The following is a 26,306-nucleotide window of genomic DNA, read 5'->3' on the forward strand; positions in this document are numbered from 1 at the left end:
TTATTATGAAGGAAATACGTTATGGAATAATAGGTGGAGGCCCGGGTTCTATGATGGGCAATGTACATCGACTTGCTGCGCAGCAAGCTAATTATCGTTTAGTATGTGGAGCTTTTAGCCGCTCTATGGAAAAAGCCACAGCACTAAAAAAAGAATTAAATCTTAATGATCTTCGTTTGTATTCAACTTGCGAAGAGATGCTAATTAAGGAGGCAAAATTACCTGAAGATAAGCGCATGCAAATTGTGTCTATTTTAACACCTAATTACCTACACTTCGCAGCAGCAAGCCAAGCTTTAAGCTTAGGTTTCCATGTCATACTTGAAAAACCAATTACACTTACTTTAGCTGAAGCCAAAGAACTACAGTTACTTGCTCATAAATATCAAAAACAAGTCTGTGTCAATTACACTTATAGTGGTTATGCCAAAATACAAGAAGCACGCAGCTTAATAGAGCAAGGCTTACTAGGAAAAATTCGCAAGGTTGAAATTAGCTTTCATCAAGACTGGTTATATAAAAATATAGAAAAAGAAAGTTCACAGGCCGCATGGCGAACTGATCCAACTCAGAGTGGATTAGCTGGTAGTGCAGCAGATATAGGAACTCATGCTTTTCATTTAGCAGAATATATTACAGGATTAAAAGTACAGCAATTATGTGCATTATCAGCTAATCACGTAGAAGGACGCAAGGTAGATGACGATACTAGCACGTTAATAAAATTTAGTAATGGTGCAACTGGAATAATTTCTGTCATGCAAATGGCTATTGGTGAAAATAATTTAAATATAACTATTTACGGCGAACGCCGTACTATAAAATGGGAGTTTGATCAACGTAATCTTCTTAAAATTTATACACCTAAACCCTCCTCGCAACTCTTTAAGCCTGTTGAAAGTATTATGCTTAAAGATTCAGACGATATGGAATTAGATTATCAAGCTACTGCAGCCCATTATACAAATTTTGCGCAGAGTATCTATCAGTCATCTAATAACGCTTGGTATCCAAATTTAATGGATGGTTTAAGAGGAATGATTTGGATTGAATCAGTTCTAAAGAGCCAAAATTCTCAACAGTGGATAAACCTAGAAGAGGCTGAAACGAATGTCATTAGCGATGAAATAATCAATGAGAATTCTAAGAAAATGACACTTTAGAAACTATTGAGCCCTCTTAACTAACTTAAGAGGGCTCAATAGTTTATTCTTTGCTAGGTGGTAAAAACAACCTTGTCTTGGGTTTGCAACTGGTTATAATCATGCTCATTAAACTTTCCTTCCCATTTAGCAATTACAATAGTTGCTACTCCATTACCTACTAAATTAGTAATAGAGCGTGCTATATCCATAAATCTATCCACCCCTAATAATAAAAACAATCCTTCTACAGGAATAATATGCATAGATGATAAAGTAGCAGCTAGAACAAGAAAGCCCCCTCCCGTCACCGCTGCCGCTCCTTTAGATGTTAATAACAATACTAAGATTAAAGTGAATTGTTGACTAAAGGTTAAATCAATATTGAGAGCTTGTGCGATAAACAAAGTGGCAATGGTCAAGTAAATCGAGGTACCAGCTAAGTTAAAGGTATAACCTGCAGGTAAAACTAAGCCAACTACTGTTTTACTACAACCAATACGCTCTAATTTGTTAATCATCCGAGGCAGTACAACTTCTGAAGAGGAAGTACTCATCACAATTAACAATTCTTCCCTAATATAGCTAAAAAAACGCCAAAGATTAATTTTAAATAATTTTGCTGTTAGATTTAATATTATAAAAATAAATAAAAAACTCGTAATATATATGGCAATTAATAATTTACTTAAAACAAAAAGTGTATTAACGCCATAAGCGCCGATTGTATAGGCCATAGCACCAAAAGCACCAATTGGAGCAAGTTTCATGATGAAACCAATGATAGAAAATAAAATTTCAGAAAGTAAATCAATAATATGAATTACCGGTTTTGCTTTATAACCAACATGTAACAGACCAAAACCTACTAATATAGCTATTAATAAAACAGACAATAAGTTGCCTTGTGTAAAAGCACTTAATAAAGTATCAGGTATAATATTAAGCAAAAAATTAATTACATTAAAATTAGTATTTTGCGATTTATAATCTATTGTTGCTTTATTATTAAGACTAGAAACATCTATATTCATTCCGGTACCCGGATGATATAAATTAGCTACCACTAAACCAATTAATAATGATAATGTAGTGAGAAGTTCAAAATAAATAAGCGCTTTGATTCCGATACGCCCAACTTCACGAATATTGTGCATACTAGCAATACCACTTACCACGGTAGTAAAAATAATAGGTGTGATCATCATTTTTACTAATTTAACAAAACCATCGCCTAAAGGACGCATTTGTATAGCTAGCTTTGGAAAATAATGTCCTATTAAAATCCCTAAAAAAATACTAATAATAACTTGAACATATAATTGCTTATAAAATCTAACTTTAGTCACTAATCACTTCCTTAGCTATACTGTAAACCTGAATATTTTTAGCTTACTGTACATTAAAGGTTTATTCAGCGCAAAATAAGTCGCCAGCGAATCAGTTCAATCTCAATCCAATTTTTACAGTAGTTTGCTATGATTAAAGTATGGTAATAGAAACTATAATAGATAATTTATAGAGAGATTATGGAGCCTCTAGATAATTTACCGACAAAATCAAACTTACTGCCAACTGTCTTACCGTTATATTTTGTAATTTTTTTTGGCTTTGTAGGCTACAGTTTAATGATAACGGTATTTACCCCTATGATTCTTCACGCACATGGATTTATTTCTGCTGCTAGTCCAATGCAATCACGTACTATTTTGCTAGGTATTTTGTTAGCTTTATATCCATTTGGACAATTTTTAGGCTCTCCTGTGCTTGGTATGCTTTCTGATTTTTATGGGCGCCGAAAAATATTGATAATATCTATTGCCTTTACTACTTTATTTTATTTTTTAATTACAGGTGCCCTATACTTTCAAAATTTAACATTATTAATAATTAGTTTATTTCTGGCAGGTCTTAGTGAGGGAAATATTGTAGTATCACAAGGTGCTATTGCCGATATTGCCAGTGATACTGAACGTGGTCCACTCTTTGGCTATATTTATCTTAGTGCTAGTCTAGCATACATTATTGGTCCCTTAGTTGGCGGTAGCCTTGCAAATCCAAAATTAGTTTCTTGGTTTAACTACAGCACCCCCTTTTCGTTAGTTTGCGTAGGGTTAATCATCTTATTATTTTTTATAATCTTTTCTTTTAAAGAAACTTTAGTCTCTCCGGAAAATAAAGAAAAAATTAATTATTCTAAGTTACTAACTAATTTTATTATAGTTTTTACGGCAAAAAATTTGCGATTATTATTTCTTGCTAACTTCTTATTTTATTTGGCAATTTTTGGTTTCTTTCGCTGTTATCCAATGTATTTAGTGGATGAATTTCATATGCAAATAGGTCAGCTTTCTTTATTTATTGCCTGGGTTTCTGTGCCTATTATCTTGGCTAATTTATGGCTTACAGGATTTCTATCTAGACGCTACTCCCCACGAAATATGACTATTATTTCAGCATTTCTTACGGGGATTTTTATGGTATTAATTGTTATACCCAATCAAGTAAATTCATTATGGCTTACCTTATTTTTAACCTCTATGGCTCTAGCAATTTGTCTTCCTGCGTGTGCGACTTTGTTATCCGTTTCAAGTCCCGGTCAAGAGCAGGGAAGAATTATGGGAAATAATCAATCCTTACAAGTGTTAGCAGAATCATTATCAGGGATTTTAGGTGGTTTATTAGCTGCTATTATGGTTAAACTTTCTCTAATTTTATTAGCAGTAGTTGCTATTTTAGGTGCTATGCTTTTGTTTTTAAGAACGAAATAACTAACGTATTAACTTTCTACCCTATTCCTTCTATTTACTAAGAAAAAAGATTAGCTTAAATAAGCTTCGCGCAATTTCTGCAAAAATAGCTACCTCAAATGATAATACAAAAGACATACTGCCATTAAAAAATAATGACTGCTTGGAAATTATTCGCTAGAATCCGTCATTAATTAGCCCATCAATTAGCATAGGCAATTTAAGCAATTCTAAATAAAAGGAAAAGGAATGACAAAATTAGCGGAGAGTAAGGAAAGTACATCTAACAAAAAAGCAGCCAATCCCACTAATATTAATTTATTTTTAGATAATAATTCTGCCACGGTCAGCGCCTCGCTTGGACAACTTAATTTTAATAAAAAACAACTAGAAGAGCTAAGAAAACAACTTGATACACTTACAGATAGTTTAAGAGAAAATTCAAGCTTATTTGCAAAATTGTCTTTAGCATGGGGGAAATTATACTGGTGGCAAAAAATCCTCTTTGGAATGATTCTTATTGTTCCATTAATAACTACAGCACTAATTGCTCATCTTCCGATTCTCCTTACAATAAGTTTATTTCTCCTTATTACCTATACTATAAGCAGCCTTCTTTTAGACAATCATCATAAATACAGTCAACAAGATAAAGAACATTTAAAAAAAGGCCTATTAAGTTTTGCAACGATTCTTGTAGAAATCATAAATGCTCTTGGTAAACTGCATAAACAGCTGAGGATTGAAATTGAAAAATTACAGCAGGAGCGAGAACTATTATCAAACCAGGTGGACAGACTAGATCAGCAAATTAATGGATTAACAGAACAAACAAATACTCTTGCAAATAGTAAAGCTGCCTTACAAATAGTGCATCAACAACTAGAAGATACTGTAGAGCAACTTTTATTAAAAACTCGCTGTCAGGCTAATTTAATAGAAGAATTTACCTTAGAATTAAGACAAATAGCCAATGATGCAGAACTTAAACAAAAAGAGTTATCAAGCCAAATTAATGCACTAAACGAAACCAATGATTCACTTAAAATTAAATTAAAAAAAGCCAATCAAATTGCTGATATCTTAAAAGGCTCCGTACAAACCTTATCTGGAATTACAATTACAGATAAAGAGCAACAAGCTAATTTCAAGCAACGTTTAGAAGATTTCTTAACAAATAAAGACCTAACCCTGGACCATTTTGCGCATAGCTTATTAGAAACTGAAGGTAAATTACGCATCCTTGAAGAAGAGTTTAAATATCTTAATATAGATCATGCTGCTTTATTAGACCGTCAAGAGATACAAGTAACCCGCTTAGAAAGATTCACCCATTCGCATACGCCTATAATGGATACGGTAAATCAAATTGGATTATTTGCAAAAGGTAAACAAACCCCCTCTTTAGAGAAACAATATAAGCTACTTACGCCTGCCTGAAAAAAAGCGTATTTAATTATTTAAATACTAATTGTTAACTCGCACCGCCATAAGGCTGAGTTAGAATTTCAAGAAAATGGCCACTTGGATCTAAAAAATAACAACCGCGCCCTCCATCATTGTGATTAATTTGCTGGGGTTTAGTTCGACCTGGATCGGCCCAGTAGCTTAATTGCCTTTGTTTAATACGTGCAAAAATTTTATCAAATTCCGACTCACTAACTAAAAAAGCAAAATGTCGAGATTCAATTTGATTGGTTGTTGTTCTAAAGTCTAAACTAATTTCATTATCTGTTTTAACAACCATAAAAGGACCAAAAGAGACAGGGGCTGCAAGCCCTAATAATTCAGCTAAAAATTCAGCAGACTGTTTAGCGTCTTTAGCTTGAACAATAGTATGATTTAGCTGAATACTCATCTTATTTACTCCCTCATTATCATAACTATAGCGGTATGTGTTTATAAGTTTAGCTGAAATTAATTAATGCTGTCATATATAATGCTTATTACTATAAGTATTGTTAATACTATTTATATAATATTTAGCTTAAGTTATAACTTACCTTTATCGCCAACTTAATTTTATTTAAATAATAAGGCAGTAATATGACTATACAAAAACCTATAGAAGTTATACAAGAAAGAATTCCCTCGCGAGATTACCTGCCAGGAAATTCACGCTATCCCCTGTTAATTTATAAACAAGCTGTTTTGCTACCTGATGAAGAATCAGCACCAACCTTACAAGATTGGTTAAAGCAGAATAAATGGACACACGCTTGGGTAGATAGTATTTATGATTTTCATCATTATCATAGCAATACACACGAAGTTTTGATCATTCTTTCTGGCGATTGCCAAGTTCAATTTGGCGGCGATCAAGGCCAAATTTATACTGTCATTCCAGGAGATGTTATTATTATACCAGCTGGTGTTGCTCATAAGAGTTTAAAAATGAGTAAGAATTTTCGCTGTATTGGCGCCTACCCTTTCGATATTGAATATGATATGAATTATGGTAATGCAGAGGAATATCTTAAAGCTTGCGAAGCAGTTAGTCAGGTTGGGCTACCTACAACTGATCCAATTTTTGGTATTCAAGGTACTCTATATGACTATTGGAAATAATAGTTTAAATTTGCCTAAAAATTATCTTTCATGTCTTAAATTAACTATTAGTAGATAAAGCAAAGGAAATATTAGTTATTAGAATTTAGTTTTTATAATTTAACCTATAATTAAAAAAATAGTAAAAATACTGGAATTATTATGGATGAGTTAACTGAACAAGAATACTCTCTACTAAGAAATAGTCCATTATTACAGGCTTTGAATGAAAATGATTTTAACGAGTTAATTAATGTTTCTGAGGTAACTGTTATTCCTAAAGACCAAGCTATTTTTGTAGAGGGAGAGTATAGTGATAAAATATATTTAATTATTTCAGGCGAAGTAAGCCTTTATAAAAACACTAGTAGAGGAACAAAAAAATATTTAATTACGACTTTAAATTCCGGCGAATGTTTAGGTGAACTACGTTTAATTAAGGATCAACCTTGTTCATTGACAGTTAAATCAGAAACCTCTGTTAAACTACTAGGTTTATCAATTGCTTTATTAAAGTCAAAGCCCTTTGAGCATTTATTTTTTGCTTTAACCCTCTCTTTAGCAAAAATATTAAGTCAGCGACTTACTTCTGATAATCAGATTTTATCTGATAAAATAGCCGAAAGAGCCAAGAAATCAAAACAGCTTTGGTTTTCCTTAATTGCTATTTTAACTTTGCTTTTTTTATTAATAGAAGTTGGTGTAGGATTTTATTATTTATTTAATACGAATGATTTTTGCGCGTTAAGAAATCTACAGTCTGGCTATATTTCAGGTATAGGGGGAACAAGTACTGGAATAAGGCCTTAACTAGTTACTTTAGTTTAATGTAAATAAATTTAGTTTGCTTTAAAACTGAGCAAGTACATCGTAATGCTCGTGCAAAATTATTTATTATTAACTAGCAGCTTGCTTATGGCACACCTGACAACCATAACCAGAGTTAAATAAAATTGCCTGTTTTCCGTAATTATCTTTTTGGAAAACTTTAGTATTTACTTGCGCATTTACAATACGCTCTTCTAAAAATTTACGATAAGGCCAGCTTTTATAGTTATTAGTTAGTTTCGCATTTTGATATATACGAATTGCAGTTTGCCATTGCCCGGCTTTAACCAACATATCTCCCATATTAAGAAAAAAGCCCTCAAAGTTAAATGGTGCTATCCATGAATTCCAACAGGCTCGATAAGGACCCGTTTTTATTTCTTTAGACATAAACGGACTAAAATCAGGATTTTGCCGGTTTACCTTTTGACCTGCACACAGATCAAGGGTATTCCATTGCCATTCTAATGTCTCCTTAAAGAGAGTAGAATGAGACGATAATGTACTCATAGGATACCCAGCAGTAAAATAATTAAACTGTGGCCAGCTTGAGATAGCTCGCTTAAGTTGATAGTACCCTTTTACCTGTTCACGTTTATCTGCAAAAATTTTACCTTCAACTAATTGAGCGTCGCCTAAAAAGCCTAAGTAGATAGCATTATTTGGCGCTAACATTACAGCGTCTTCAAAATATTTTCTTGCCAAAATTATCTCATCAGGCATGCGAGGATTAGGTTTTACACTGCGTTCTGTAATCTTCCATAAATGCATAAATCCTAAATGCGCAGCCAGTTTAGGATCGTATGGATTTTTTAAATAAGCGATCATTAATAGTCTAATTGATGCATCAATATTTTTATAATTACCTTGATGTAATGTCTTCCAAAAAAATTGCTCTGCTACTTGGGCTAAATTATTTTTGGAATCTAGTGCTTGTTTTTTTGGAGTAGACAATAAAGCAATAGATTCACAAGCAACTAAAAATAGACAAATTACAAAGAGCAAAGTCAAACGTCTCATCGGTATCCTTTCCAAATATTGAAACAAAATTATGACTACTTTTTTACTCTATAAATTTAGGAAATAAAATTTGTAGTTATACTTTAATTTTTACTTCTAATAAATTCTTATTAAATCGAAATTATAACTTTTTTATAATAAGAAAAAATTCAATAAATAGTAAGTCTAAATTGCTCAAACCTAGTTTTTCAAGTATGTTTTAAAATAACTTATTTATTAGACATGGATGTATGTGATATGGCGCAATCTAGCCAAGCTTGGAAAATGATTATACTTCTATTTGCCCTAAATTTTATTAGCTACATTGACCGAGCAGCTATGTCTTATGCTGTGCCAGATATCATTAAATCATTAGCCATTAGCAATTATTCTATAGGTTTAATATTAGGTAGTTTCGGTATTGGTTATTTAATTACAACTTTTCTAGGTGGCTTATTAGTAGATAAATACGGTCCAAAAAGAATTTTACTAATATCTACTTTAATATGGACCTTCTCAATTGGCTTAACAGGATTAGCCGTAGGTTTTGTTTCTCTTTATATAGCACGATTTGGTCTTGGTCTTGGAGAAGGACCGAATTTTCCGGCCGTTGCCCGAACTGTTAGTGATTGGATTCCATTAAAATTGCGCTGTAAGGCCCTAGCTAATTCATTAGTTGCAGTGCCCCTTTCATTAGCTATAGGCGCACCAGTTATTACCTTATTACTTACTTATTTAGGCTGGCGTTATATGTTTTTCATACTTGCCACTTTTATATTTCTATGGTGGCCATTTTGTTATTTATTTTTTCCAGATAAATCAAACACTATTAATCAGTCTGCATCTACAAATTTAGCTAAACAAGATAGATATTATTTTTGGCGGAATCAAACGTTGGTAAGTAATGCTTGGGGATTTTTTGTTTATGGCTATTCTATGTTCTTTTTTCTAACATGGTTGCCAGATTTTTTAACCAGTAATTATCAGCTAAGTATCAAAATAGTTGGCTTTTTTTCTATTCTTCCTTGGATTTTAGCGGCTACATTCTTATGGTTAGGCGGCTATATTTCTGATTTTATCTATAACAAAACGAAGTCTTTAAGATATGCCAGGACTTATTTGATTTTAATAGGCCAAACATTGACGCTCATCTGTCTACTTTTTATTTTAATTTCTCACAACCTAATCATTATCTTATTAGCTATTGCATTAGCAGTCGCATTTAACTTAAGCAACAATACACCTTTCTATGCTGTTAATATGGATGTATCAGATAGGCGAGCCGGTACATCATTAGGAATTATGAATTCTACATTTGCGATTGCAGGCTTTTTAGCACCGACAATAACTGGCGCCGCTGTGCAATTAAGCGGCAGTTTTCATACCGCTTTTCTATTAATGGGATTATTAATGCTGTCTTCGATTATTATAATTTACTTTTTTCATCATCCTGACCAATATAAAATAGAAGACTAAAATTTTTTATATCAATAGATAATATGAGAAAAATGATAAAGTAAGAAATTTATTTTAATTAATAAACCTTTAACAGTTAAATTATGATTTATACTCAAAACCTGGACTTGCATCAAGTACAACAGCTAATTGAATACAAGGGCGCTCGGTTCGATTACTCCAAGCATGATTAGTGCCACATTGGATCACAATGTCGCCCGGCCTTAGTAAAGTTTCTGTATCTTCCATAATAAGATATAATTCACCTGATAATATAATTATATAATCAAGTGTTTGAGTTTTATGCATTAAAGGATGAGGCTGACCTTCTACATCTGGAAAGTATTTTTTAGTTATAGAATCAGGTGGAATATAAACATACCGGAGTAAAGTGCCGTTTTTATTTAATTTAGGCATCAGCTCATCATATATTTCTGCGCATTGAACGGATTCAACAGGCATTGAATCAGTTGCCCAAGGATCGGAAATAATAAATCCAGCTTCATGATTTACAACATGCTCTACTTGCTTATCTTCTATAATAGTGGCAATGCCATTTCGATAGCCGGTAACAATTCGCCTCGGAATTTTTCTGCTATTATCCATATTTTCTCAATGTTATTATATTTATAAATCAATTTATTTAATTAACTAAATTATAGTAAGATAAAAATTAAAGTTTAAATCGCAACAATGTAACTATAGTTTCTGCCCTATACTTAAAGTAATTACACTTATTTGCAACCTGAAACAAAATTTAATAGAGTAATATTGTTAATTTCTTAATCTATCAAGGTTATAAACTCTGGCTGTCAGGAGGATAGCTAATTGCATAATTTTTATTTATCAGCCTCATTAAATAAAGGCTTTTCACTTACTGAGTTACTAATAACACTTGCTTTAGCCGCAATAATTTTAGTTTTCGCAGTGCCTGGATTACAGACGCTTGTTTTAAATGCGCGCCGCAATGCTATGCTTGATGGTATTTATAATGCATTAAATTTTACTCGTTTAACGGCTTTAAGCCAAAATGCAAATGTTACAATTTGTCCCTATAGTGCCCCTAACTCCACCAGTTGTGGTAGTAATTGGAGTGCTGGCTGGATAGTCATTACTCAGCCTACCACTGGCTCTCCTACTCTTTTACAAAGTCATCGTACAACACCAAACAGCCCTACCTTATCTTCTAACATTCAAACTATTCTTTTTAATGCTCAAGGACTTGCCTCTTCACAAGCTAACTTTAAAGTTTGTGACACGCGAGGAGCAAGGTATGCTGGTTCAGTTGTAGTTTTACTAACAGGTTTTATTCAGATAGGCGCTACACCAGGACAAGCTGTTTGGGATAATAGTCAATTGGTGTGTCCATAATGCTTAGTAATTCGTCAGTCTATTTTAAGTTTAAACTGATAAAAGGCTATAGCATACTAGAGATACTTATTACATTGGTTATTCTAGCATTTGGTATGCTGGGTATTGGTGCTTTATTTTTAATGGCGCACAAATCTAATAATTCTAGTTATCTTAGGCAGCAGGCTATTCAATCAGGCTATAATATTATTGATCGCATGCGAGCTAATCGACAAGAAGCTGTTAATGGCAGTTATAGTGTATCTAATTTGACAAGCACGTCCTCTAGCGTGACTACACCAAGTGTTGACTGCAGCTCGACCTCTTGTAATACAAAACAATTAGCAACTTATGATAGTTGGTATTGGTTAGCGAAAGATGTCAGCACGTTACCTAAGGGCACAGGAGCAATTAATGTAACTACGTCAGGCAACAATACCGTAGCGACCATTACCGTTCAATGGGATGACAGCGTAGCTCAAAGAAATTTAGGTGCAGCCACGCAAGCTTCTAGTGTCAATCCTAACTTAGTCCAATTAATAATTCGTACTTTATTATGACCCAAAAATATCGTGGTGTAACATTAGTAGAATTCTTAATATCAATAGCTATTGGTCTATTGATCATTACTATTGTTTTAAGTGTCTACTTAGCCCAAACTCAATTTTATAAAGTAGGCGTTGCGCAAGCAACTATGCAAAATGCAGAAAACGCTATTGCAGAAATTATTACTCCTTATATTCGTAGCGCCGGTTTTGCAGGCTGCGCTACTTTCATGCGTACTTATTCAGCCCTTAATCCAATAAGCTCGCCGCCTTTAAGTGTGCTTAATACTACCCCGCGTATCATTACAGGTTATACAGCAACCCCTGCGATCTCACCAATTAATGCTGCAAACGATAGCGCTGCTAATCACTGGTCACCTAGTTTAGATTCAGGTCTTGTAGGGAATGTAAAATCTGGAAGTGATGTTATTGTTTTACTAGGAGGCGTATTAAACAAGCAACCTGTTGGTGTAACAGCCATTACAAATGGTAGTGCTTCTTTTACTGTTCAAACTAGTTCTGGTATCACTGCTGGTCAACTTGGTGTTATTTCCGATTGTGCCAAAGCAACATTATTTGCCATTACTGGCGTTTCAGGTAATCAAATTAGCCATGCAGCTAGCGGTGGAAATGCTTCTGCTAGTTTCAACGTAAGCTATCCCGTAGGTTCACAATTTTTACCGGTGCAGCAAACTGCTTTTTTTGTAGGTCTTGGCGAAGGCAATCAAAGTGCACTTAAGATGGGCACATTTAATGGGACTACCTGGACAATTCAATCGCTAATTCCTAATGTTGACACTTTAAAAGTTTCATATGGAGTAGGAGATAATGGCGTCATTCAGCAGTATGTTTCAGCCAATAATGTTGTTAACTGGGATAAAGTCTATGCAGTACGATTAGGTTTTATTTTATCAGGTCAAGTAGCTTCCGGCAGTACTAATGGAAACCCTACTCAGTTTACGTTATTAGGCCAGACCGTGACGATTCCTGCTGATAATCGTCTACGCCATACTTTTGAGATTATGATTTATATGAGAAATGCTACCATATGATTAAAGTAAATAGCTTAATGTCGTTAAAACAAGGCTCTGCCTTAATTGTTACCCTAATCTTATTATTTTTATTAAGTATATTAGCGATTCGCGCTGCATCCTTTAATAGTATCCAAACTAGAATTGCAACTAATGCTTATGATGCTTTAATTGCTTTTAGCACAGCTGAAGGAGCATTAAATGATGGTATTAATAAACTATTAACAGGAACTTATTCGCCTACTAGCTTTGCAGCTAACCAAAACGGTTTATATCTTTTTAACCCTAATACATCTCCTCCTTGGACTATGACCACCTGGCCAACAGCTATTCAAAGTTACCAAGGAAATTCAAATACTAATGCAACTTATTTTATTGAACAACTACCTTCAGTAACGATGCCTGGGCAAAACATGGCCAGACCGACCCAGATTTATCGTATTACAGCACGTGCTGTAGGTGCAAGTGGAACCCAACCTATTATTTTACAGACAATTATACAAATCTCACAGTAGAAAATTTAAAATGAAAATTAGAAAAATCAGCTATAAGAAATTAATAAAATTTTATATTATCTTATTAGTAATTAGCCCTATCAGCTTTGCTGCACCAACTCTAAGTATTTCGCAAGTGCCTTTAGTATTGTCTAACGTTACCGCAAGACCAGAGGTGCTTATTGCCCTGGGCAATTCAGAGTCAATGGATGGCATACTAAGTGGTGCTATTTTAACAGGCTCAGGCAGTCTAGGTACCACCTTAAGCCTATTAAATAACTCTAGTTCACCAATAAACTATGTTGTACCAAGCGGCTTTACGCCCCCCGTACAAGCTGCTAATGCAAGTAATTTAGCGCCCTATACCGTTAATAAAAGTGGGGTTTTATACGATAATGGGCCAAGTAGATTAAATGTTGCTAAAGCAGGCATTCAAGCCATTGTACAAAATTTTTTGCCAACCACCGATTTTGGCTTAGAGACATATACCACAAGCAGCCTTAAACTCTATATTACATGGGTTTATTATATGTCACCGCAAGCAGGAAATTTTGCATTTACGAATACTCCTAACGCCAGTAATAGGTATGTGACCAACCCTTGCTATGGATACCTTTCGTCAAATAGCACAACGGTTAACTCAAATTGCTCACAAATTGCTTCTTTGTATGGTGGCTCTTCTGTCTTGTCTAATAGTCAATATATGCAAATTAGTGCTTCTAGTGATGACTCAACGATTAACGACGTTTTATACGCAGGCACATCCATACCGGCTGTTTTTGTATCCTACAATGGGCCAACTCCAAGTACACCTTATCCACCTAGTTTCAGCTTAGCCAATTATAACAGTGGCAGTGTACAATTAACTTATAAAAATACTTCACCTAGCTTTGGCGCTTTTAGTTCAAGCCCAACTAATGCAGGATTTGTCCCTTTTACACCGCAAGTGATGTATGCAGAGAGAGGTTTCGGCTATGGCGCAAGTCAGTCTGCTACGACAGGCTCTATTCTTGTGCCTATGACAAATCTAGGTAATAATCCGAGCACTACTGCTGTTAATAATGCATTAAATACCTTTATTAATTATTTAAAACCAGAAACTAATCAAACATCCACCACTGAAATTAAAGCAAGTGCTGGGCAATCACCAACTGCAGGTTTACTAACACGAGCGCTGTCTTACTTATCAGGCTTAACATCTACCGGTTCAACTTGTCCACCAAAAAAATATGTTATCTTAATTTCTGATGGCTTACCCACGTTAGACTTAAGTGGTAAGATTTGGCCACCGCTAGGTAGTGCTGCAGCTACAGGCTATGGTGTAACAGCTACCTTTAATGCTAATGGCTCTTTAAAAAGCACAAATAATCAAGCTGTTATTGATACAATTAATGCTATCACTAACCTTTCTAACGCTGGCATTAAAACATTTATTATTGGTTTAGGCGCAGGTGTTGATCCAACTTTTAATGCACAAGCGGCCAATACACTAACAGCGATGGCTATTGCTGGTGGTACAACTAATTATTATCCTGCCACTAGTCCTGCTAGTTTAGTTAATGAGTTAAACAATATTTTAATCGTGGTGCAAAATGGTACATTCTCATTAGGCGCTGCTGCAGTAAGCGCTAGTTCGGTACAAAATGGTACGGTTGCTTATCAAGCGAGTTTTACCTCAAGTGATATACCTTACCAAGATTGGACAGGTCAACTCATTGCTGTTAATTTAGATACGACCACCAGCCAACCACTATCTACGCAGCTGTGGTCAGCTCAATCCTTACTTGATACTAAAGTTCAAGGGACCGGCTGGCAAGCACCAAACCGTATTATTGCCACATGGAATCCGACTTTAAATAGTAATGTAGGTGCTGGAGCTCCCTTTGAATGGACAAATTTAAATCCTACGCAACAAACTTTACTACAGCCATCAGATACCTTAGGACAAAATAGACTGCAATATTTACGTGGTGATACTAGTTTAGAAGTTAGAAATGGCGGCACTTTTCGTAATCGCTCGCATATCCTTGGTGATATAGTTGATAGTCAAGTACTTTATGTAGGCACACCGAATAAGCCTTATCTCTACAATACGTCTTATCAGAGTTTTATAACGAGTCAGACAAATCGTCTAGCGATGGTTTATGTAGGTGCTAATGATGGTATGTTGCATGCTTTTGATGCAACAACAGGCGTTGAACGCTTTGCATTTGTTCCTAATGCGGTAATTAAAAATTTAGCTAATTTGACTGCAACGACTTATAACCAAAGCCATTTATTTTTTGTTGACGGTTCGCCTCAATCAGGCGATGTACAATTTAGTGATGGAAGTTGGCATACTTTAGTTGTTAGTGGCGAGCATGCTGGAGGAAATAGCATCTTTGCGCTTGATGTTACCAATCCGGCTGCAATTTCTAGTGAAGCTGTTCTAGCCTCCGACGTTTTATGGGAATTTACTGATGGCGATATGGGATTAAGTTATAGCGATCCACAAATAGCCCCTGTTAACCCTAGCACGACAACACTACAAACCTTCGCTGTGTTTTTTGGTAATGGCTATAATAGCCCCAACAACAAAGCAATTTTATACGCTTTAAATCCACAAACCGGTGCTGTTTTAGCAAAACTTGATCTATGTGCAGCGGTACCAAATGCTTGTAATGCCAATTTACCACAAGGTTTATCAACGGTTGCGGTTGCAACCCTAGATGGCATTCAAGGCCAAGCCATTAGTCGTGTTTATGCTGGTGATTTACAAGGTAACTTATGGGTAGTTGACGTAAGCAGTGGTATTAATAATGTAGCTCAGTGGTCTATAAGAAGGCTATTTCAAGCTACTGATTCAGCAAAAAATGTACAACCTATTACTACGCAACCTATAATTACTCTACAGCCAAATTATCCGCGCCAACAAGGTTTATTTATTATGTTTGGTACCGGTGCGTTATTAACTTCAGCCGATTTAACTAATCAGCAGGTACAAACTATTTATGGGATATGGGATAACCCGACGACAAATAATACAAACCTCAATCGCGCCAATTTAACTGCCCAAACTCTTAACATTGTTTCTGCGGCCACCTCAGGGCTTTCTCAAGATATTTTAACTGCAACCTCAAATACGGTTAACTTCGGAGGGACAAATGTTGGTTGGTATGTTGATTTGCCCATAGCAGGCCAACGCCTAATTTATAATCCACAATTATTAAATGGGGCACTTATTATGACTTTACTAACCCCTCCAGCAAGTACTTGTTCTAATACATTTACTTCAACTCTACTAGAACTAAAGTATTCTACCGGTGGCGCTTTCTCTAGTGCGCAATTAGATCTTAATAATAATGGTGTTATCAGTAATTCGGAAGATAATTATGGTGGTATTTATCCAGTGGGCTTTGTATTACAATCAGGTTTAGTTAGTGCGCCTACTATTTTGCCTGGCTTGACTAAAAACAATACAATAATCAAGTTATTTACCCATCAATCGGGTAAACAGATATCAGTCATTAATCCTAATAATGCACCAAGAACAACCTCCTGGTGGCAGTTACAATAAGGACATAAGTAGAATGAAGCACAAAGCATTTACTTTGGTAGAAATATTAATAGTTATAGTAATTATTGGCATCTTAGTTACTATTGCACTACCTAGTTATCAAAATTATCTACTTCGGGCAAGGCGTGCTGATGCTTGGTCAGCATTAACTCAAGACCAAACTATTTTAGAGCGTTGTTATGCACAAAATTTTTCTTATAATGGTACTTGTGGTAATTTACCTGCCTATCCACATAACTCTGCGCAAGGATTTTACAGCATTACCCTATCTAATCTTTCAGCCTCAACCTATACATTAACTGCTACAGCTATCAGCACACAAGCTAAAGACACAGCTTGCGCTACCCTAACACTTGATCAAGCCAATCAAAAATCAGGAACCAGTAGCTCATGTTGGAGTAGATAGTGGATTAACTATTTCAGATAGTATAAACGACCATTATTGAATACGAAGTACAATATAACCGTAATTACCATTAATAGTTAAATCTATATTATTTTTTGTTAAATAAGGTTCAAGATTAATTTCAACCGAATCTGTCTTTTCAACTAAATTAATTTTTTTTCCTACCATAAACGCCGGGAATTCAAGTTTTGTCTGTTTTATAGCATGATGGTAATCTGCATAAACAATATAACTATTACCTTCCCGATGCCAGTAGATAGACGTGGCCTCTTTTTGTTGAGTAAGATCAAAATACTGTTGATAAGCAAAGCAATGAAATTTACTGCCAGCAGGAATTTTATTTTCTAATCTAGAGGGGTTTAGAGCGCCAGGATAATTTTTTAAAAAAGGTGAAATACGATAAGCAATTTTTGCAAATTTATTTCTTTTCTCAGGCTTAGTTATACCTTTTATTGCTGAATAGCCAATCACAAAGCCTACTTTTCGCATAAGCTTTTCATTTTCTATCTTACTTAGGAATTGTAAAAAACGGTCAGGTAAGTTATTTGCCTTCGCAATATTTCTCCACTCTAGCCCAAAAAAAATATTGTTATGTATCCCATGAGAAAGATCTTGTATTGATTTAAAATCATAATGTCGGCCATCTATCTTAAAAGGAAGTGTTTTTGGAATGTAATATTCGAGTTTATCAGAATTTTCTTGAAATAATTTAGCTGATTGAATAAACCCCATGAAATTAAGATTGAACGACTGAAGAGCTGTAGCATGGTAATTAGCAACCATCGCACCATTAGGATAAAATTTATATTTAATTTTATTATGTATTACCGCATCTAAGTCATCTGCAATAAAATTTCGTTCACTACCAGGATGTTTAAGAACATCTATTAATACTGCTCCAGGATTAACAATTTCATTTTCATCAATAATTTTAAGAAAGCTACACCTTATAGGCTGATTATCTACTAAAGGCGTTTTGCCGTCGATGAGATATTCTTGCTTAATAGTGCGTAATGATGGACGCAATTGAGCTATCTCCAGGGCTTCAATTTTTAAAGTGACCGTTTTTTTATTAGATTTTCTTACTAAGCTTTCTCCAGTTAGCTGTAAAGAAAAATGCCATATAGGCGGGATATCAGTATTATCAGGTAAAAACCATAATCTGTCCGTGTCTAAAATTTTAATAAGATAAAACCGTTTTCCTGTTAAATCAAACCATTCACTGCCAATAGCAGTTGTATTTAACCCGTGCATTTTTGAGGTTATTTCTATTACACCTACACCATGATTACCACCAATAACATTATTATTTATCCGCCAGGGTGTACTACTATCAAGGTTCATATGAATAAGTAAACCATTTTTGAGTTCAACTTCAGTCATACCGTTTGAATGAGGAATGAGCAATACACTTGAGAAATCAATTTGATTGTTTAATCCTTTTTTTAAAGTTATGACAAGATCTTCATCTTTAGAAAAAGGATTACGTATATATACCGTCTGGCCCTTTTTCAATACACGTAAATTATTTATCTCTGTCGCAAAAGTTAGAGTAGTTACCAAAAACAGAAAAATACTTAGAATGAGATTAGCCACTATAAAATCCTTGTTTAAAGTAAGTCTTTTTAGCTTAATTTGATTTATGATCTAGTTCCTTATTAATTGTTAATAGCTAATTTTAATTTTAAAGTAAAATTGCTTTGTGTTAATTTCGCTATTTTAAGTAAGAGTTAAATTATTAATTTAATATGCTGAATAAAACTAGATTGCATTCACAATATTCATCTTCAGTGACTATTCAAAAGGCAGCCTCAATCAATAGGCTTTCACTTTATTCCTTTTATATTATTGGTGTCTCCTTATTTTTACGGCTTATATTTATGGGCGCTAATGAATTACTTGCTGAGGAAGCCTATTATTGGAATTATGCTAAGCACCTTGATTTTGGTTACCTCGATCATCCACCAATGGTTGCTATTCTTATTAAATTATCAACATTTATATTTAGCTCTGATGAATTTTTTGTACGTTTAAGCTCTATTCTTTGTTGGTCACTAACAGCATTTTTTAATTTTAAACTTGCTAATTTAATTAAATTAGGTTCTGGTATATATGCGGTAATGTTGTTAGCTGTATTGCCATTTTTTTTCTTACAATCATTAGTTATGACTCCTGACCAGCCTTTGCTCGCTTGCTGGGCCGCAGCGATTTATTATTTATTTCGCAGCCTTATATTAAATGAAGCTAAAAGTTGGTACCTAGCAGGTATTTGGATAGGGCTAGGTATGCTATCAAAATATACTATTGTATTATTAGCACCTGCCATTTTAATTTATATACTTACCTCTCCCTCTCTTTATTATTGGTTTTTCCGCAAAGAGCCCTACTATTGTTTAGTTATCTCATTAAGCCTTTTTATACCAGTAATCTATTGGAATGCTACCCATAACTGGATTTCATTTACCTTTCAAAGTACTAGACGATTTAAAAGTAATTTTTCTTTCTCCTTACATGAGTACCTGGGACTGCTATTCTTTTTCTTAACGCCAATAGGATTAAGGGGGTTATATAGTTTATGTAAAAATACTAATTTTAAGCTAAAAAAAGAGCAATATTTTCTGCAGATATTTACCTTAATACCTTTATTGTTTTTTGGTTTTTTTAGTTTAACTCATGAGGTAAAATTCAATTGGATTGGCCCAAGCTTATTAGCGTTAAACCCTTGGTTAGCTAAAAATATGTATGAAGCTATAAATGCAAAACAGTATAAAGCCTGGTTTTCTACTGCTATTATATTACTGATATTTTATGCTAGCACTATGTTTGTTGTTCTGTCAGGAAACTTTCAATTCTTTAATCAAAAACTATTTAAGAAATTTATATCTTGGCGCAATCTAACATTACAAATTTATCAAATTGCTCAAAGTGTAGAAAACACTAATCATTTAACTCCACTTTTAGTTTCCCTAGATTTATATAATTTAAATAGTGAGCTGATTTATTATCAACAAAAGTTAGTGGATAAAAAACTTATCAGCAAAAGTTATCCAGTTGAAGGACGCCATATTTTTGGCGGTACTAGTCTTATGTATTATTATTGGTCTACTAACCAATCGTTGGCTGGAAAACTGGTTATTTTAATAGCAACCAAACGTCACTACTTTGATAATCCCTTTATTAAATACAAAAGTATTGCGCATTCGCCAATAAATTGCATTTGGACTTATAATCAAGGTGGTAGGCTGCAAGTAAAACCTTATTATTACCAACTTGTTCAACTAATTAATTAACTGCTAAATTAAATTTATAGTTTTCATTATCTAGCTATTTACTCATTAAATAAAAGATCTTTTATTTAGTGGCTCTTTAAATTTTATTTTTGGCCAGATAAAATTAGAATATGTAAAATAATTTATAAAAGAGGTAATTATCGTCACGCCTAGCAAAACTAAATTTTCTTTTAATATACCTTGGCCGATATAACTTGTAACAAGATGTAACCAATAACCCTGCATATAAATCATCAATAATGAATAAACTATAAAAAGTAAAAATGATTTTAACTTTTGCATTCTATTAATGACGGGATGTCGCTTAAAAGTAAACTGTTTGTTTAAAATAAAATTGTTAAGGGAAGCAATTAATACGCCTAACTGAGTGGCTGTAAGAACTGGTAAGTAAAAACGCAGTAAATTAAAAGTAATAAATTGTAGGGTAATACCACTAATACCAACTACACACATTTTAAAGTATGTCTTTAACTCAGTGAAACGTAATAAGCATAAAACTCTAAGAGAATCAAAAATACTATTACTCGGTAATTTACTTTTACCTATTTTCCTATCTAAAAAAACTATAGGATACTCATTTATTTTCGCTTTCCTTTTATGTAAAAGCCACAATAAATGAAGCTTATAAGCATATTGATTAGATAAGAAATGAGTTGGAAGTACTTGCGATAATATGGACGTACGAGAAGCTCTAAAACCACTCGTCCAATCTTTATATTTAAATGAAAGTATAAAACGTGCAGTATAATTACCTAATACAGATAATAACTTACGTTTAACCCCCCAATCTTTAGGAATACTTCCACCACTAATATAACGACTACCTATGACCACATCACATGTTTTTAATTGCTCAAGCATGGCAGAAAGATACTGTGGCTGATGAGAAAGATCTGCATCAAACTCAATAATTACATCTGCATTAAGCTCATCTAAAGTATAACGCATAGCCTGCAAATAAGCTGATCCCAAGCCACTTTTTTGGCTTTCAGTTTTAAGATGAAGATGTTGGTAAGTTTGTTGCAATTGGATAATTTTTTGTTGCGTACCGTCAGTCGACGCACTATCAAAAATAAGTATCTGAATTGTTTTGTTAAAAATTTTTGCTGCTTCTCGAAAGATTTCTCTTACAGTTTTTTCAATAACTTCAGCTTCGTTATAAGTTGGTATAATAATAACAATTTGTTGCATTACGGCAAAGTCCCTTAAGCCAGATTAAATCTAGAATAATATAATAAGGTAGCAATAATTTTACTATAAAAAAGGAAGAATTAAATAAGACTTTAGTAAATTTTAATAAACATTAAATAAAAATAAAATATTTATATTATTCATAAACTTACTATTTAATTGTCATAAAATAAATCACTTTAAAATTCATAACATTTAATTTTCAATATTAAAATCAGTTAAACTTTTTAACTAATTTGTTTTAACTTATTAATAAATTTATTTACTATATAGTAAATAAATTATTTTAGGAGCTAAATCTAGTTAGTAGAAAAACAATATTAATAGATTAAATTATTTTTGCAAAATTATATTTCTTAAGGATGGATAATTATAATGAAGGATCTTAAATATATTTTTTATACGCTTATTTTATTTTTTACTTTTTCTCCGCCATTAACTGCTGCTCCAATAGTGGCACAAGTAAAAAACAAACCTACTGAAGTAGTACTAAAAGTAGAATTTAAAAATAACCAATTATTATTGACTAATACTTCTAACAAACCAATTAATCTAAATAATACAATTATTAATTTTCATTTTTTAGGTAGAGTATATAGTGCAATTGCTACTGAGAAAAATGTTAAATTAAATCTAATAGCAAAAACTGAAAAATCATATGATGGACAAGCTAATAATACATATAATTTAACGATTCAAGATAGCTTTCTACTAGCGCCTAACAAGTCAGTGCAGCTTAAATTAAATACTGACAATAAAGATACACCTCATGATTTTAAAATAAAAAGATTTGCACAAGTATCTCTCCAAGGGACAGGTACATTAGACATTACTTTACCGGCATCCCCAATAGAGGGGCTTACGAATCCCGTAATAACCATTGAAGGAGCTGGCACAACTCGAACAAAAAGAGTTACTTGGGGAACTACGTGGGAAGTCATAAAATTGATGCCAGGAAGTTACACCGTTTCAGCTATGCCAGTAAGCAAAGGCTCTCAGTATTATGCCTTTAATTCTATGACAGCAACTATTTCAGCCTCAGAAGTAACCTCAAAACAGTTATCTTATAATTTAGTTCCTACCTCACGTGTTAAAGTTTCGTTAGTTAATTCTCCTAATACAATAGAAACACTTATCTTAACCGGAAGTAATTATACAATACGTAAAAATGTACGTAATGGCTCTGCCCTTTATTTGCCAGCAGATAACTACACTGTATCGTCTACAGAAAGTGGATATAACACTTCTTATGCGCCTAGTCCGCTTCACACTCCAAATGATACTGCTTTAACTGTTACCTATAGTCCTATTAACCAAGGTAATGCACGCACTATTAATTTTGTAAACCGTTGTCCTTTCCCAGTTTGGTTTGGGTTTATTAGTGGTGCCACTCCTAACCCACCTGGCAGAGCTTGTAATAGTGATGCAGATTGTAATCCAGGTTCTACATGTGTTAATCGGGGAGCCGGCGGCAATCAATGTTTTTGGAAGAATCCAGCACCAGCAAATAATAATTTTCAATTAGCAGCAAATGGTGGTACTAATACGGTGCAAATACCTATATATTCAGGCTTGACTGCCGCTTGGAGTGGTGCTATTGCCGGAAGAACAAATTGTACTGGTACGGGATGCGAAACAGCTGATTGCGGTGGAGGTACTGGTGCATGCCCTGCTGGAAGAGGTTTTCAACAGCCCGCAACTCAAGCAGAAATCACCATGAATTTAAATAACCCTGATTTCTATGATATTGAACTAGTAAATGGCATGAATATACCTGTTCAAATGTCTCCTATTGTATCAGGTACGCCGTCAAATAATCCTTATAATTGTGGAAATCCTGGTGCTGTTACCTCTTCAAATTCAATGGGAGCTTGTTCATGGAAAATGAACCCGCCATTAGTTGAATATAATCGAGTAAGGCCAGGCGGCAATGCTTGTACTGCTAACAGCGACTGTCAAGCACCAAATGTTTGTGGATTAAGCTTCAATCCTGGTAAAAATCCTTTACTGCAAAAAACATGTGGTGCCATTATCGGTTATTGGAATGCCAATCAGATTTGTGGCGTACAAAATAACTATGGCGCACCATTTAATTGCAATCAACATTTACCTGCGCCACAACAAAATTTAACAATTACCAATTTGTATCAATGTACTCAAGTAGGTTCTTGTTACCAAGATGGCGCGCCAAGTACTTGCTGCGGTTGCGAAAATTGGGATCAATTAGGTATTCCAGTTCCCAATGCAACTTATACTAAGCAATGCGTTAACCAAAATCCAAATTGGCTCAATTATGTTTTACCTACTATAGAATGGATGAAAAAAGCTTGTCCATCTGCCTATACTTATCCCTTTGACGATATGAGCAGTACTTTTGTTTGTCGAATTAACAATAGTTCTAATATTAACAGTGTCAATTACACAGTAACTTTTTGTCCTGGTGGTGCGACAGGTGGAGTTACTGGAAGTTAATGCTCTAGTTGCTTAGTTTCCTTCTTACCCCATTTGTAAAGAATGGGGTAAATTATAATCTGTTACTATTCTAAGAAAATTTATTTAGCTTTTGATAAATCCGGTATGTTCGTACCTTCATAGTGAATAAAAGTCATCATTCCACTTTCTTGATGATATGCCATATGGCAATGCATAACCCAATTACCCGGATTATTTGTATCAAATTGTACTTTTACAGTCGAGTGCGGCAATACTAAAATGGTATCATGCAAGGCGCCATCTTTAATGACATGACCATCTATTTCTGTGACTTCAAAAAAATGACCATGTAAATGCATAGGATGAGCCATGTCAGTTCGATTAATAAAAATCATTTCTACTCGCTTATTTGATTTTACAGTTAAAGGAGTAACTTTAGGCCAGGCTTGATTGTTTATTTGCCATATATATTGCATCATATTGCCATCTAAACTGACTGTAAGTATTTGGCCTGGGACTTCTTTTTTTAATGGCTTTAAGGATTTCAATTGTACTTCTTGTGTATAATCAAACGCTTTCTCTGACGTTTTAACCTTCTCTGGAGGAAAAATAATTTTTGCTTTCTCAGTAGCTAAAATTAGACCTGTTTGCATAGCAGTACCCTCACCTTGCGCAAGTATAGGATAACTACCTTGTCCCGGAGGAATTCTGATAAGAATATCTAATCGTTGCCCGACTGCTATTTGGAATTGATTATTAAATATAGGCTTAATATTTTGCCCGTCTACAGCTATAAGCTTTCCCTGTAAAGCACCTAATTTAACTACAAAATTAGTCATCGCAGCACCAGCAATGATGCGTAAACGGGCAGTTTGGCCAGGCTTAATAAAAATAATGTCTGGCTTTTGTAAAGTTTTATAGTTAGTTAAAAAAGCATCATAATTAACATCATTAATATCTGGCTGACTCTTATCCGCTGGTGACATAGTCATATTCATTTGTTTATGAGTTACTGTTAAATTGTTTTCATTACCTGTCATAGGTTTTAGGTTGGTTCCTTTTTTTAATTGTGCAAGTATGCTTTCAGGACTTTTAAAAGAAAAATCACTTAAAAACATTACAATGTCCTTATCAGTTGTTGGCTCATTAGAGGCTTTAATAATAAAAGGGGCTGATAAAAGTTGTTGAACTTGTAGGCCTAAGTGAGAATGCATCCAATAAGTTCCAGATTGCTTAAGCTTAAAACGATAATGATAGCTTTTGCCAGACATAATAGGAGGCTGAGTAACGTAAGGCACCCCATCTTGGCTGTTTGGTACTAGCAAACCATGCCAATGAATAATAGTTGGGGAATCGGTTTCATTTTTAACTTCAGCATCGAAAATCTGCCCTTCCGTACCTGAAAAACCCCAAGTACCATCTGGCTGCTCAATTCTATATAGATCAGCAGTTTTACCATTTATTTCTACAGGCACTTTTCTTATAATGAGTTGGGTAGGTGCTGAAAATACATAGCTTGTTAACGTGGTAAGGAAAAAGGTGGCAGTTATTAACTTTTTCAGACCTTGAGATAACCTCATAAGTATTTAGTTCTTAAGATAACTTATTACTTAGTATAGTTTAAGGCTTAAGAGAATAATTGGTTTACTTAATTAAGCAAACCAACGAATAAGCAAAAATAAAATAAGTTAGTCAATCTTTATAACTCATTATTCTGATACAACAGTAATCTCTCCAGGCGCATTTACATAGACCGCAAAACCATGTGCTGAGATCTTAGCCGGTGTAATAACGCCATTATCTAAATTTACATATAAAGTACCAATTTCAATAGCAGAATCGCTATCAATATCCATTTTAATTACTGCAGGACAAACGCCCTCTGTTCTATGTTTATGACAACCAAGTTTAACAATATGCCAAGGCACTCTAGTAGTTGAATTAGGAGCTGCAGGTTCGGGAGCCGCCATACCATCAACATAGGCATTAGTAGTTGTGGTTGTGAGATTATGAGTAATCATAGCTTGAGGGCTCGCTAGAGCGAATGTAGCAAAAAAAATGGTATTTAATCCGACAAGGGTTTTTAAAATTATGCGATTGATCATTAATACTCCTGTATATTTACTGACATCAATTTTTTTACTTAGCAGTTTAGAGATGTAAAATAGCTAGTATTAGCAATATAACAAATTTCTAATGGCTGCCAAATGCTCACTTAATTTACAAAATCACTGAGCTTAGGAAGTTTATGATGAATATAATTACTTTGCAATTTATTAATAGAGGTAA

General features: G+C 34.0%; 22 protein-coding genes. 14 read left to right on the forward strand and 8 right to left on the reverse strand.

Features of this window, described 5'->3' with window-relative positions:
- The first annotated feature begins 5 nt into the window (after positions 1-5).
- Positions 6-1,163, forward strand: coding sequence for a Gfo/Idh/MocA family protein (locus tag ACNVED_RS15465; protein ID WP_419421266.1), 1,158 nt, complete (start codon positions 6-8; stop codon positions 1,161-1,163).
- Positions 1,164-1,216: 53 nt separating this feature from the next.
- On the opposite strand, the gene dctA is transcribed toward ACNVED_RS15465, so the two are convergent.
- The gene (gene dctA, locus ACNVED_RS15470; protein WP_419421267.1) at positions 1,217-2,491 is read right to left on the reverse strand and encodes a C4-dicarboxylate transporter DctA; all 1,275 of its coding nucleotides are present in this window, start codon (positions 2,489-2,491) and stop codon (positions 1,217-1,219) included.
- A gap of 180 nt (positions 2,492-2,671) precedes the next feature.
- Here dctA and ACNVED_RS15475 point away from each other — a divergent pair, with 180 nt between their 5' ends.
- Positions 2,672-3,913 carry an MFS transporter gene (locus ACNVED_RS15475; RefSeq protein WP_419421268.1) on the forward strand — a complete coding sequence of 414 codons (1,242 nt, stop codon included), beginning with the start codon at positions 2,672-2,674 and terminating at the stop codon, positions 3,911-3,913.
- A gap of 228 nt (positions 3,914-4,141) precedes the next feature.
- Positions 4,142-5,332: a hypothetical protein gene (locus ACNVED_RS15480; RefSeq protein ID WP_419421269.1), complete on the forward strand. Its 1,191-nt coding sequence runs from the start codon at positions 4,142-4,144 to the stop codon at positions 5,330-5,332.
- Positions 5,333-5,366: 34 nt separating this feature from the next.
- Here the strand turns inward: ACNVED_RS15480 and ACNVED_RS15485 are convergent, their stop codons facing one another.
- Positions 5,367-5,750: a VOC family protein gene (locus ACNVED_RS15485; RefSeq protein WP_419421270.1), complete on the reverse strand. Its 384-nt coding sequence runs from the start codon at positions 5,748-5,750 to the stop codon at positions 5,367-5,369.
- A 188-nt stretch (positions 5,751-5,938) separates the two neighbouring features.
- On the opposite strand from ACNVED_RS15485, the gene ACNVED_RS15490 reads away from it, so the two are divergent.
- Together ACNVED_RS15490 and ACNVED_RS15495 are read left to right on the forward strand one after the other, a co-directional pair.
- On the forward strand, positions 5,939-6,460 hold the full coding sequence (locus tag ACNVED_RS15490) for a cupin domain-containing protein (RefSeq protein WP_419421271.1): 522 nt from the start codon (positions 5,939-5,941) through the stop codon (positions 6,458-6,460).
- Positions 6,461-6,601: 141 nt separating this feature from the next.
- Positions 6,602-7,249 (forward strand): cyclic nucleotide-binding domain-containing protein, encoded by a 648-nt coding sequence (locus tag ACNVED_RS15495; RefSeq protein WP_419421272.1) that lies wholly within the window; start codon positions 6,602-6,604, stop codon positions 7,247-7,249.
- 87 nt (positions 7,250-7,336) lie between these two features.
- On the opposite strand, the gene ACNVED_RS15500 is transcribed toward ACNVED_RS15495, so the two are convergent.
- Positions 7,337-8,287, reverse strand: coding sequence for a hypothetical protein (locus ACNVED_RS15500; RefSeq protein WP_419421273.1), 951 nt, complete (start codon positions 8,285-8,287; stop codon positions 7,337-7,339).
- Between the two features lie 237 nt (positions 8,288-8,524).
- Between ACNVED_RS15500 and ACNVED_RS15505 the strand changes: the two genes are divergently transcribed.
- Entirely contained in the window at positions 8,525-9,742 is a 1,218-nt protein-coding gene (locus ACNVED_RS15505) for an MFS transporter (protein WP_419421274.1), read from the forward strand.
- Between the two features lie 81 nt (positions 9,743-9,823).
- Here the strand turns inward: ACNVED_RS15505 and ACNVED_RS15510 are convergent, their stop codons facing one another.
- Entirely contained in the window at positions 9,824-10,327 is a 504-nt protein-coding gene (locus ACNVED_RS15510; RefSeq protein WP_419421275.1) for a cupin domain-containing protein, read from the reverse strand.
- Between the two features lie 222 nt (positions 10,328-10,549).
- Between ACNVED_RS15510 and ACNVED_RS15515 the strand changes: the two genes are divergently transcribed.
- From ACNVED_RS15515 to ACNVED_RS15540, 6 genes are read left to right on the forward strand one after another with little or no spacing between them, the layout of a single operon-like run.
- A complete protein-coding gene (locus ACNVED_RS15515; RefSeq protein ID WP_419421276.1) occupies positions 10,550-11,092 on the forward strand; it encodes a GspH/FimT family pseudopilin in 543 nt (180 codons plus the stop codon).
- The gene (pilV, locus tag ACNVED_RS15520; RefSeq protein ID WP_419421277.1) at positions 11,092-11,631 is read left to right on the forward strand and encodes a type IV pilus modification protein PilV; all 540 of its coding nucleotides are present in this window, start codon (positions 11,092-11,094) and stop codon (positions 11,629-11,631) included. Before ACNVED_RS15515 ends, pilV begins: the two co-directional genes overlap by 1 nt.
- Complete coding sequence (locus tag ACNVED_RS15525) at positions 11,628-12,668, forward strand: PilW family protein (RefSeq protein ID WP_419421278.1); 1,041 nt, start codon at positions 11,628-11,630, stop codon at positions 12,666-12,668. The genes pilV and ACNVED_RS15525 overlap by 4 nt, the downstream gene beginning before the upstream one ends.
- Positions 12,665-13,162, forward strand: coding sequence for a pilus assembly PilX family protein (locus tag ACNVED_RS15530; protein WP_419421279.1), 498 nt, complete (start codon positions 12,665-12,667; stop codon positions 13,160-13,162). The genes ACNVED_RS15525 and ACNVED_RS15530 overlap by 4 nt, the downstream gene beginning before the upstream one ends.
- Positions 13,163-13,172: 10 nt before the next feature.
- Positions 13,173-16,697 (forward strand): pilus assembly protein, encoded by a 3,525-nt coding sequence (locus tag ACNVED_RS15535; RefSeq protein ID WP_419421280.1) that lies wholly within the window; start codon positions 13,173-13,175, stop codon positions 16,695-16,697.
- A 13-nt stretch (positions 16,698-16,710) separates the two neighbouring features.
- The gene (locus ACNVED_RS15540) at positions 16,711-17,103 is read left to right on the forward strand and encodes a type IV pilin protein (RefSeq protein WP_419421281.1); all 393 of its coding nucleotides are present in this window, start codon (positions 16,711-16,713) and stop codon (positions 17,101-17,103) included.
- 33 nt (positions 17,104-17,136) lie between these two features.
- Here the strand turns inward: ACNVED_RS15540 and ACNVED_RS15545 are convergent, their stop codons facing one another.
- Complete coding sequence (locus tag ACNVED_RS15545; RefSeq protein WP_419421282.1) at positions 17,137-18,699, reverse strand: hypothetical protein; 1,563 nt, start codon at positions 18,697-18,699, stop codon at positions 17,137-17,139.
- 152 nt (positions 18,700-18,851) lie between these two features.
- Between ACNVED_RS15545 and ACNVED_RS15550 the strand changes: the two genes are divergently transcribed.
- Entirely contained in the window at positions 18,852-20,393 is a 1,542-nt protein-coding gene (locus ACNVED_RS15550; RefSeq protein ID WP_419421283.1) for a glycosyltransferase family 39 protein, read from the forward strand.
- A 45-nt stretch (positions 20,394-20,438) separates the two neighbouring features.
- Here ACNVED_RS15550 and ACNVED_RS15555 read toward each other — a convergent pair whose 3' ends face one another.
- Complete coding sequence (locus ACNVED_RS15555; RefSeq protein ID WP_419421284.1) at positions 20,439-21,584, reverse strand: glycosyltransferase; 1,146 nt, start codon at positions 21,582-21,584, stop codon at positions 20,439-20,441.
- 375 nt (positions 21,585-21,959) lie between these two features.
- On the opposite strand from ACNVED_RS15555, the gene ACNVED_RS15560 reads away from it, so the two are divergent.
- Positions 21,960-24,056, forward strand: a complete 2,097-nt coding sequence (locus ACNVED_RS15560; RefSeq protein WP_419421285.1) for a thaumatin family protein — start codon at positions 21,960-21,962, stop codon at positions 24,054-24,056.
- Between the two features lie 80 nt (positions 24,057-24,136).
- Here the strand turns inward: ACNVED_RS15560 and ACNVED_RS15565 are convergent, their stop codons facing one another.
- Positions 24,137-25,597, reverse strand: a complete 1,461-nt coding sequence (locus tag ACNVED_RS15565) for a multicopper oxidase family protein (protein WP_419421286.1) — start codon at positions 25,595-25,597, stop codon at positions 24,137-24,139.
- 129 nt (positions 25,598-25,726) lie between these two features.
- Positions 25,727-26,122 (reverse strand): hypothetical protein, encoded by a 396-nt coding sequence (locus ACNVED_RS15570; RefSeq protein WP_419421287.1) that lies wholly within the window; start codon positions 26,120-26,122, stop codon positions 25,727-25,729.
- Positions 26,123-26,306: the final 184 nt, after the last annotated feature.

The organism is Legionella sp. D16C41, assembly GCF_048541585.1.
GTDB lineage: Bacteria > Pseudomonadota > Gammaproteobacteria > Legionellales > Legionellaceae > Legionella_C.

Excerpts from the sequence above, each read along its gene's own strand:
- ACNVED_RS15465 (WP_419421266.1), top strand. The coding sequence starts at position 6 with ATGAAGGAAATACGTTATGGAATAATAGGTGGAGGCCCGGGTTCTATG.
- ACNVED_RS15475 (WP_419421268.1), top strand. The coding sequence starts at position 2,672 with ATGGAGCCTCTAGATAATTTACCGACAAAATCAAACTTACTGCCAACT.
- ACNVED_RS15480 (WP_419421269.1), top strand. The coding sequence starts at position 4,142 with ATGACAAAATTAGCGGAGAGTAAGGAAAGTACATCTAACAAAAAAGCA.
- ACNVED_RS15485 (WP_419421270.1), bottom strand. The coding sequence starts at position 5,750 with ATGAGTATTCAGCTAAATCATACTATTGTTCAAGCTAAAGACGCTAAA.
- ACNVED_RS15490 (WP_419421271.1), top strand. The coding sequence starts at position 5,939 with ATGACTATACAAAAACCTATAGAAGTTATACAAGAAAGAATTCCCTCG.
- ACNVED_RS15495 (WP_419421272.1), top strand. The coding sequence starts at position 6,602 with ATGGATGAGTTAACTGAACAAGAATACTCTCTACTAAGAAATAGTCCA.
- ACNVED_RS15500 (WP_419421273.1), bottom strand. The coding sequence starts at position 8,287 with ATGAGACGTTTGACTTTGCTCTTTGTAATTTGTCTATTTTTAGTTGCT.
- ACNVED_RS15505 (WP_419421274.1), top strand. The coding sequence starts at position 8,525 with ATGGCGCAATCTAGCCAAGCTTGGAAAATGATTATACTTCTATTTGCC.
- ACNVED_RS15510 (WP_419421275.1), bottom strand. The coding sequence starts at position 10,327 with ATGGATAATAGCAGAAAAATTCCGAGGCGAATTGTTACCGGCTATCGA.
- pilV (WP_419421277.1), top strand. The coding sequence starts at position 11,092 with ATGCTTAGTAATTCGTCAGTCTATTTTAAGTTTAAACTGATAAAAGGC.
- ACNVED_RS15525 (WP_419421278.1), top strand. The coding sequence starts at position 11,628 with ATGACCCAAAAATATCGTGGTGTAACATTAGTAGAATTCTTAATATCA.
- ACNVED_RS15530 (WP_419421279.1), top strand. The coding sequence starts at position 12,665 with ATGATTAAAGTAAATAGCTTAATGTCGTTAAAACAAGGCTCTGCCTTA.
- ACNVED_RS15535 (WP_419421280.1), top strand. The coding sequence starts at position 13,173 with ATGAAAATTAGAAAAATCAGCTATAAGAAATTAATAAAATTTTATATT.
- ACNVED_RS15540 (WP_419421281.1), top strand. The coding sequence starts at position 16,711 with ATGAAGCACAAAGCATTTACTTTGGTAGAAATATTAATAGTTATAGTA.
- ACNVED_RS15550 (WP_419421283.1), top strand. The coding sequence starts at position 18,852 with ATGCTGAATAAAACTAGATTGCATTCACAATATTCATCTTCAGTGACT.
- ACNVED_RS15555 (WP_419421284.1), bottom strand. The coding sequence starts at position 21,584 with ATGCAACAAATTGTTATTATTATACCAACTTATAACGAAGCTGAAGTT.
- ACNVED_RS15560 (WP_419421285.1), top strand. The coding sequence starts at position 21,960 with ATGAAGGATCTTAAATATATTTTTTATACGCTTATTTTATTTTTTACT.
- ACNVED_RS15565 (WP_419421286.1), bottom strand. The coding sequence starts at position 25,597 with ATGAGGTTATCTCAAGGTCTGAAAAAGTTAATAACTGCCACCTTTTTC.
- ACNVED_RS15570 (WP_419421287.1), bottom strand. The coding sequence starts at position 26,122 with ATGATCAATCGCATAATTTTAAAAACCCTTGTCGGATTAAATACCATT.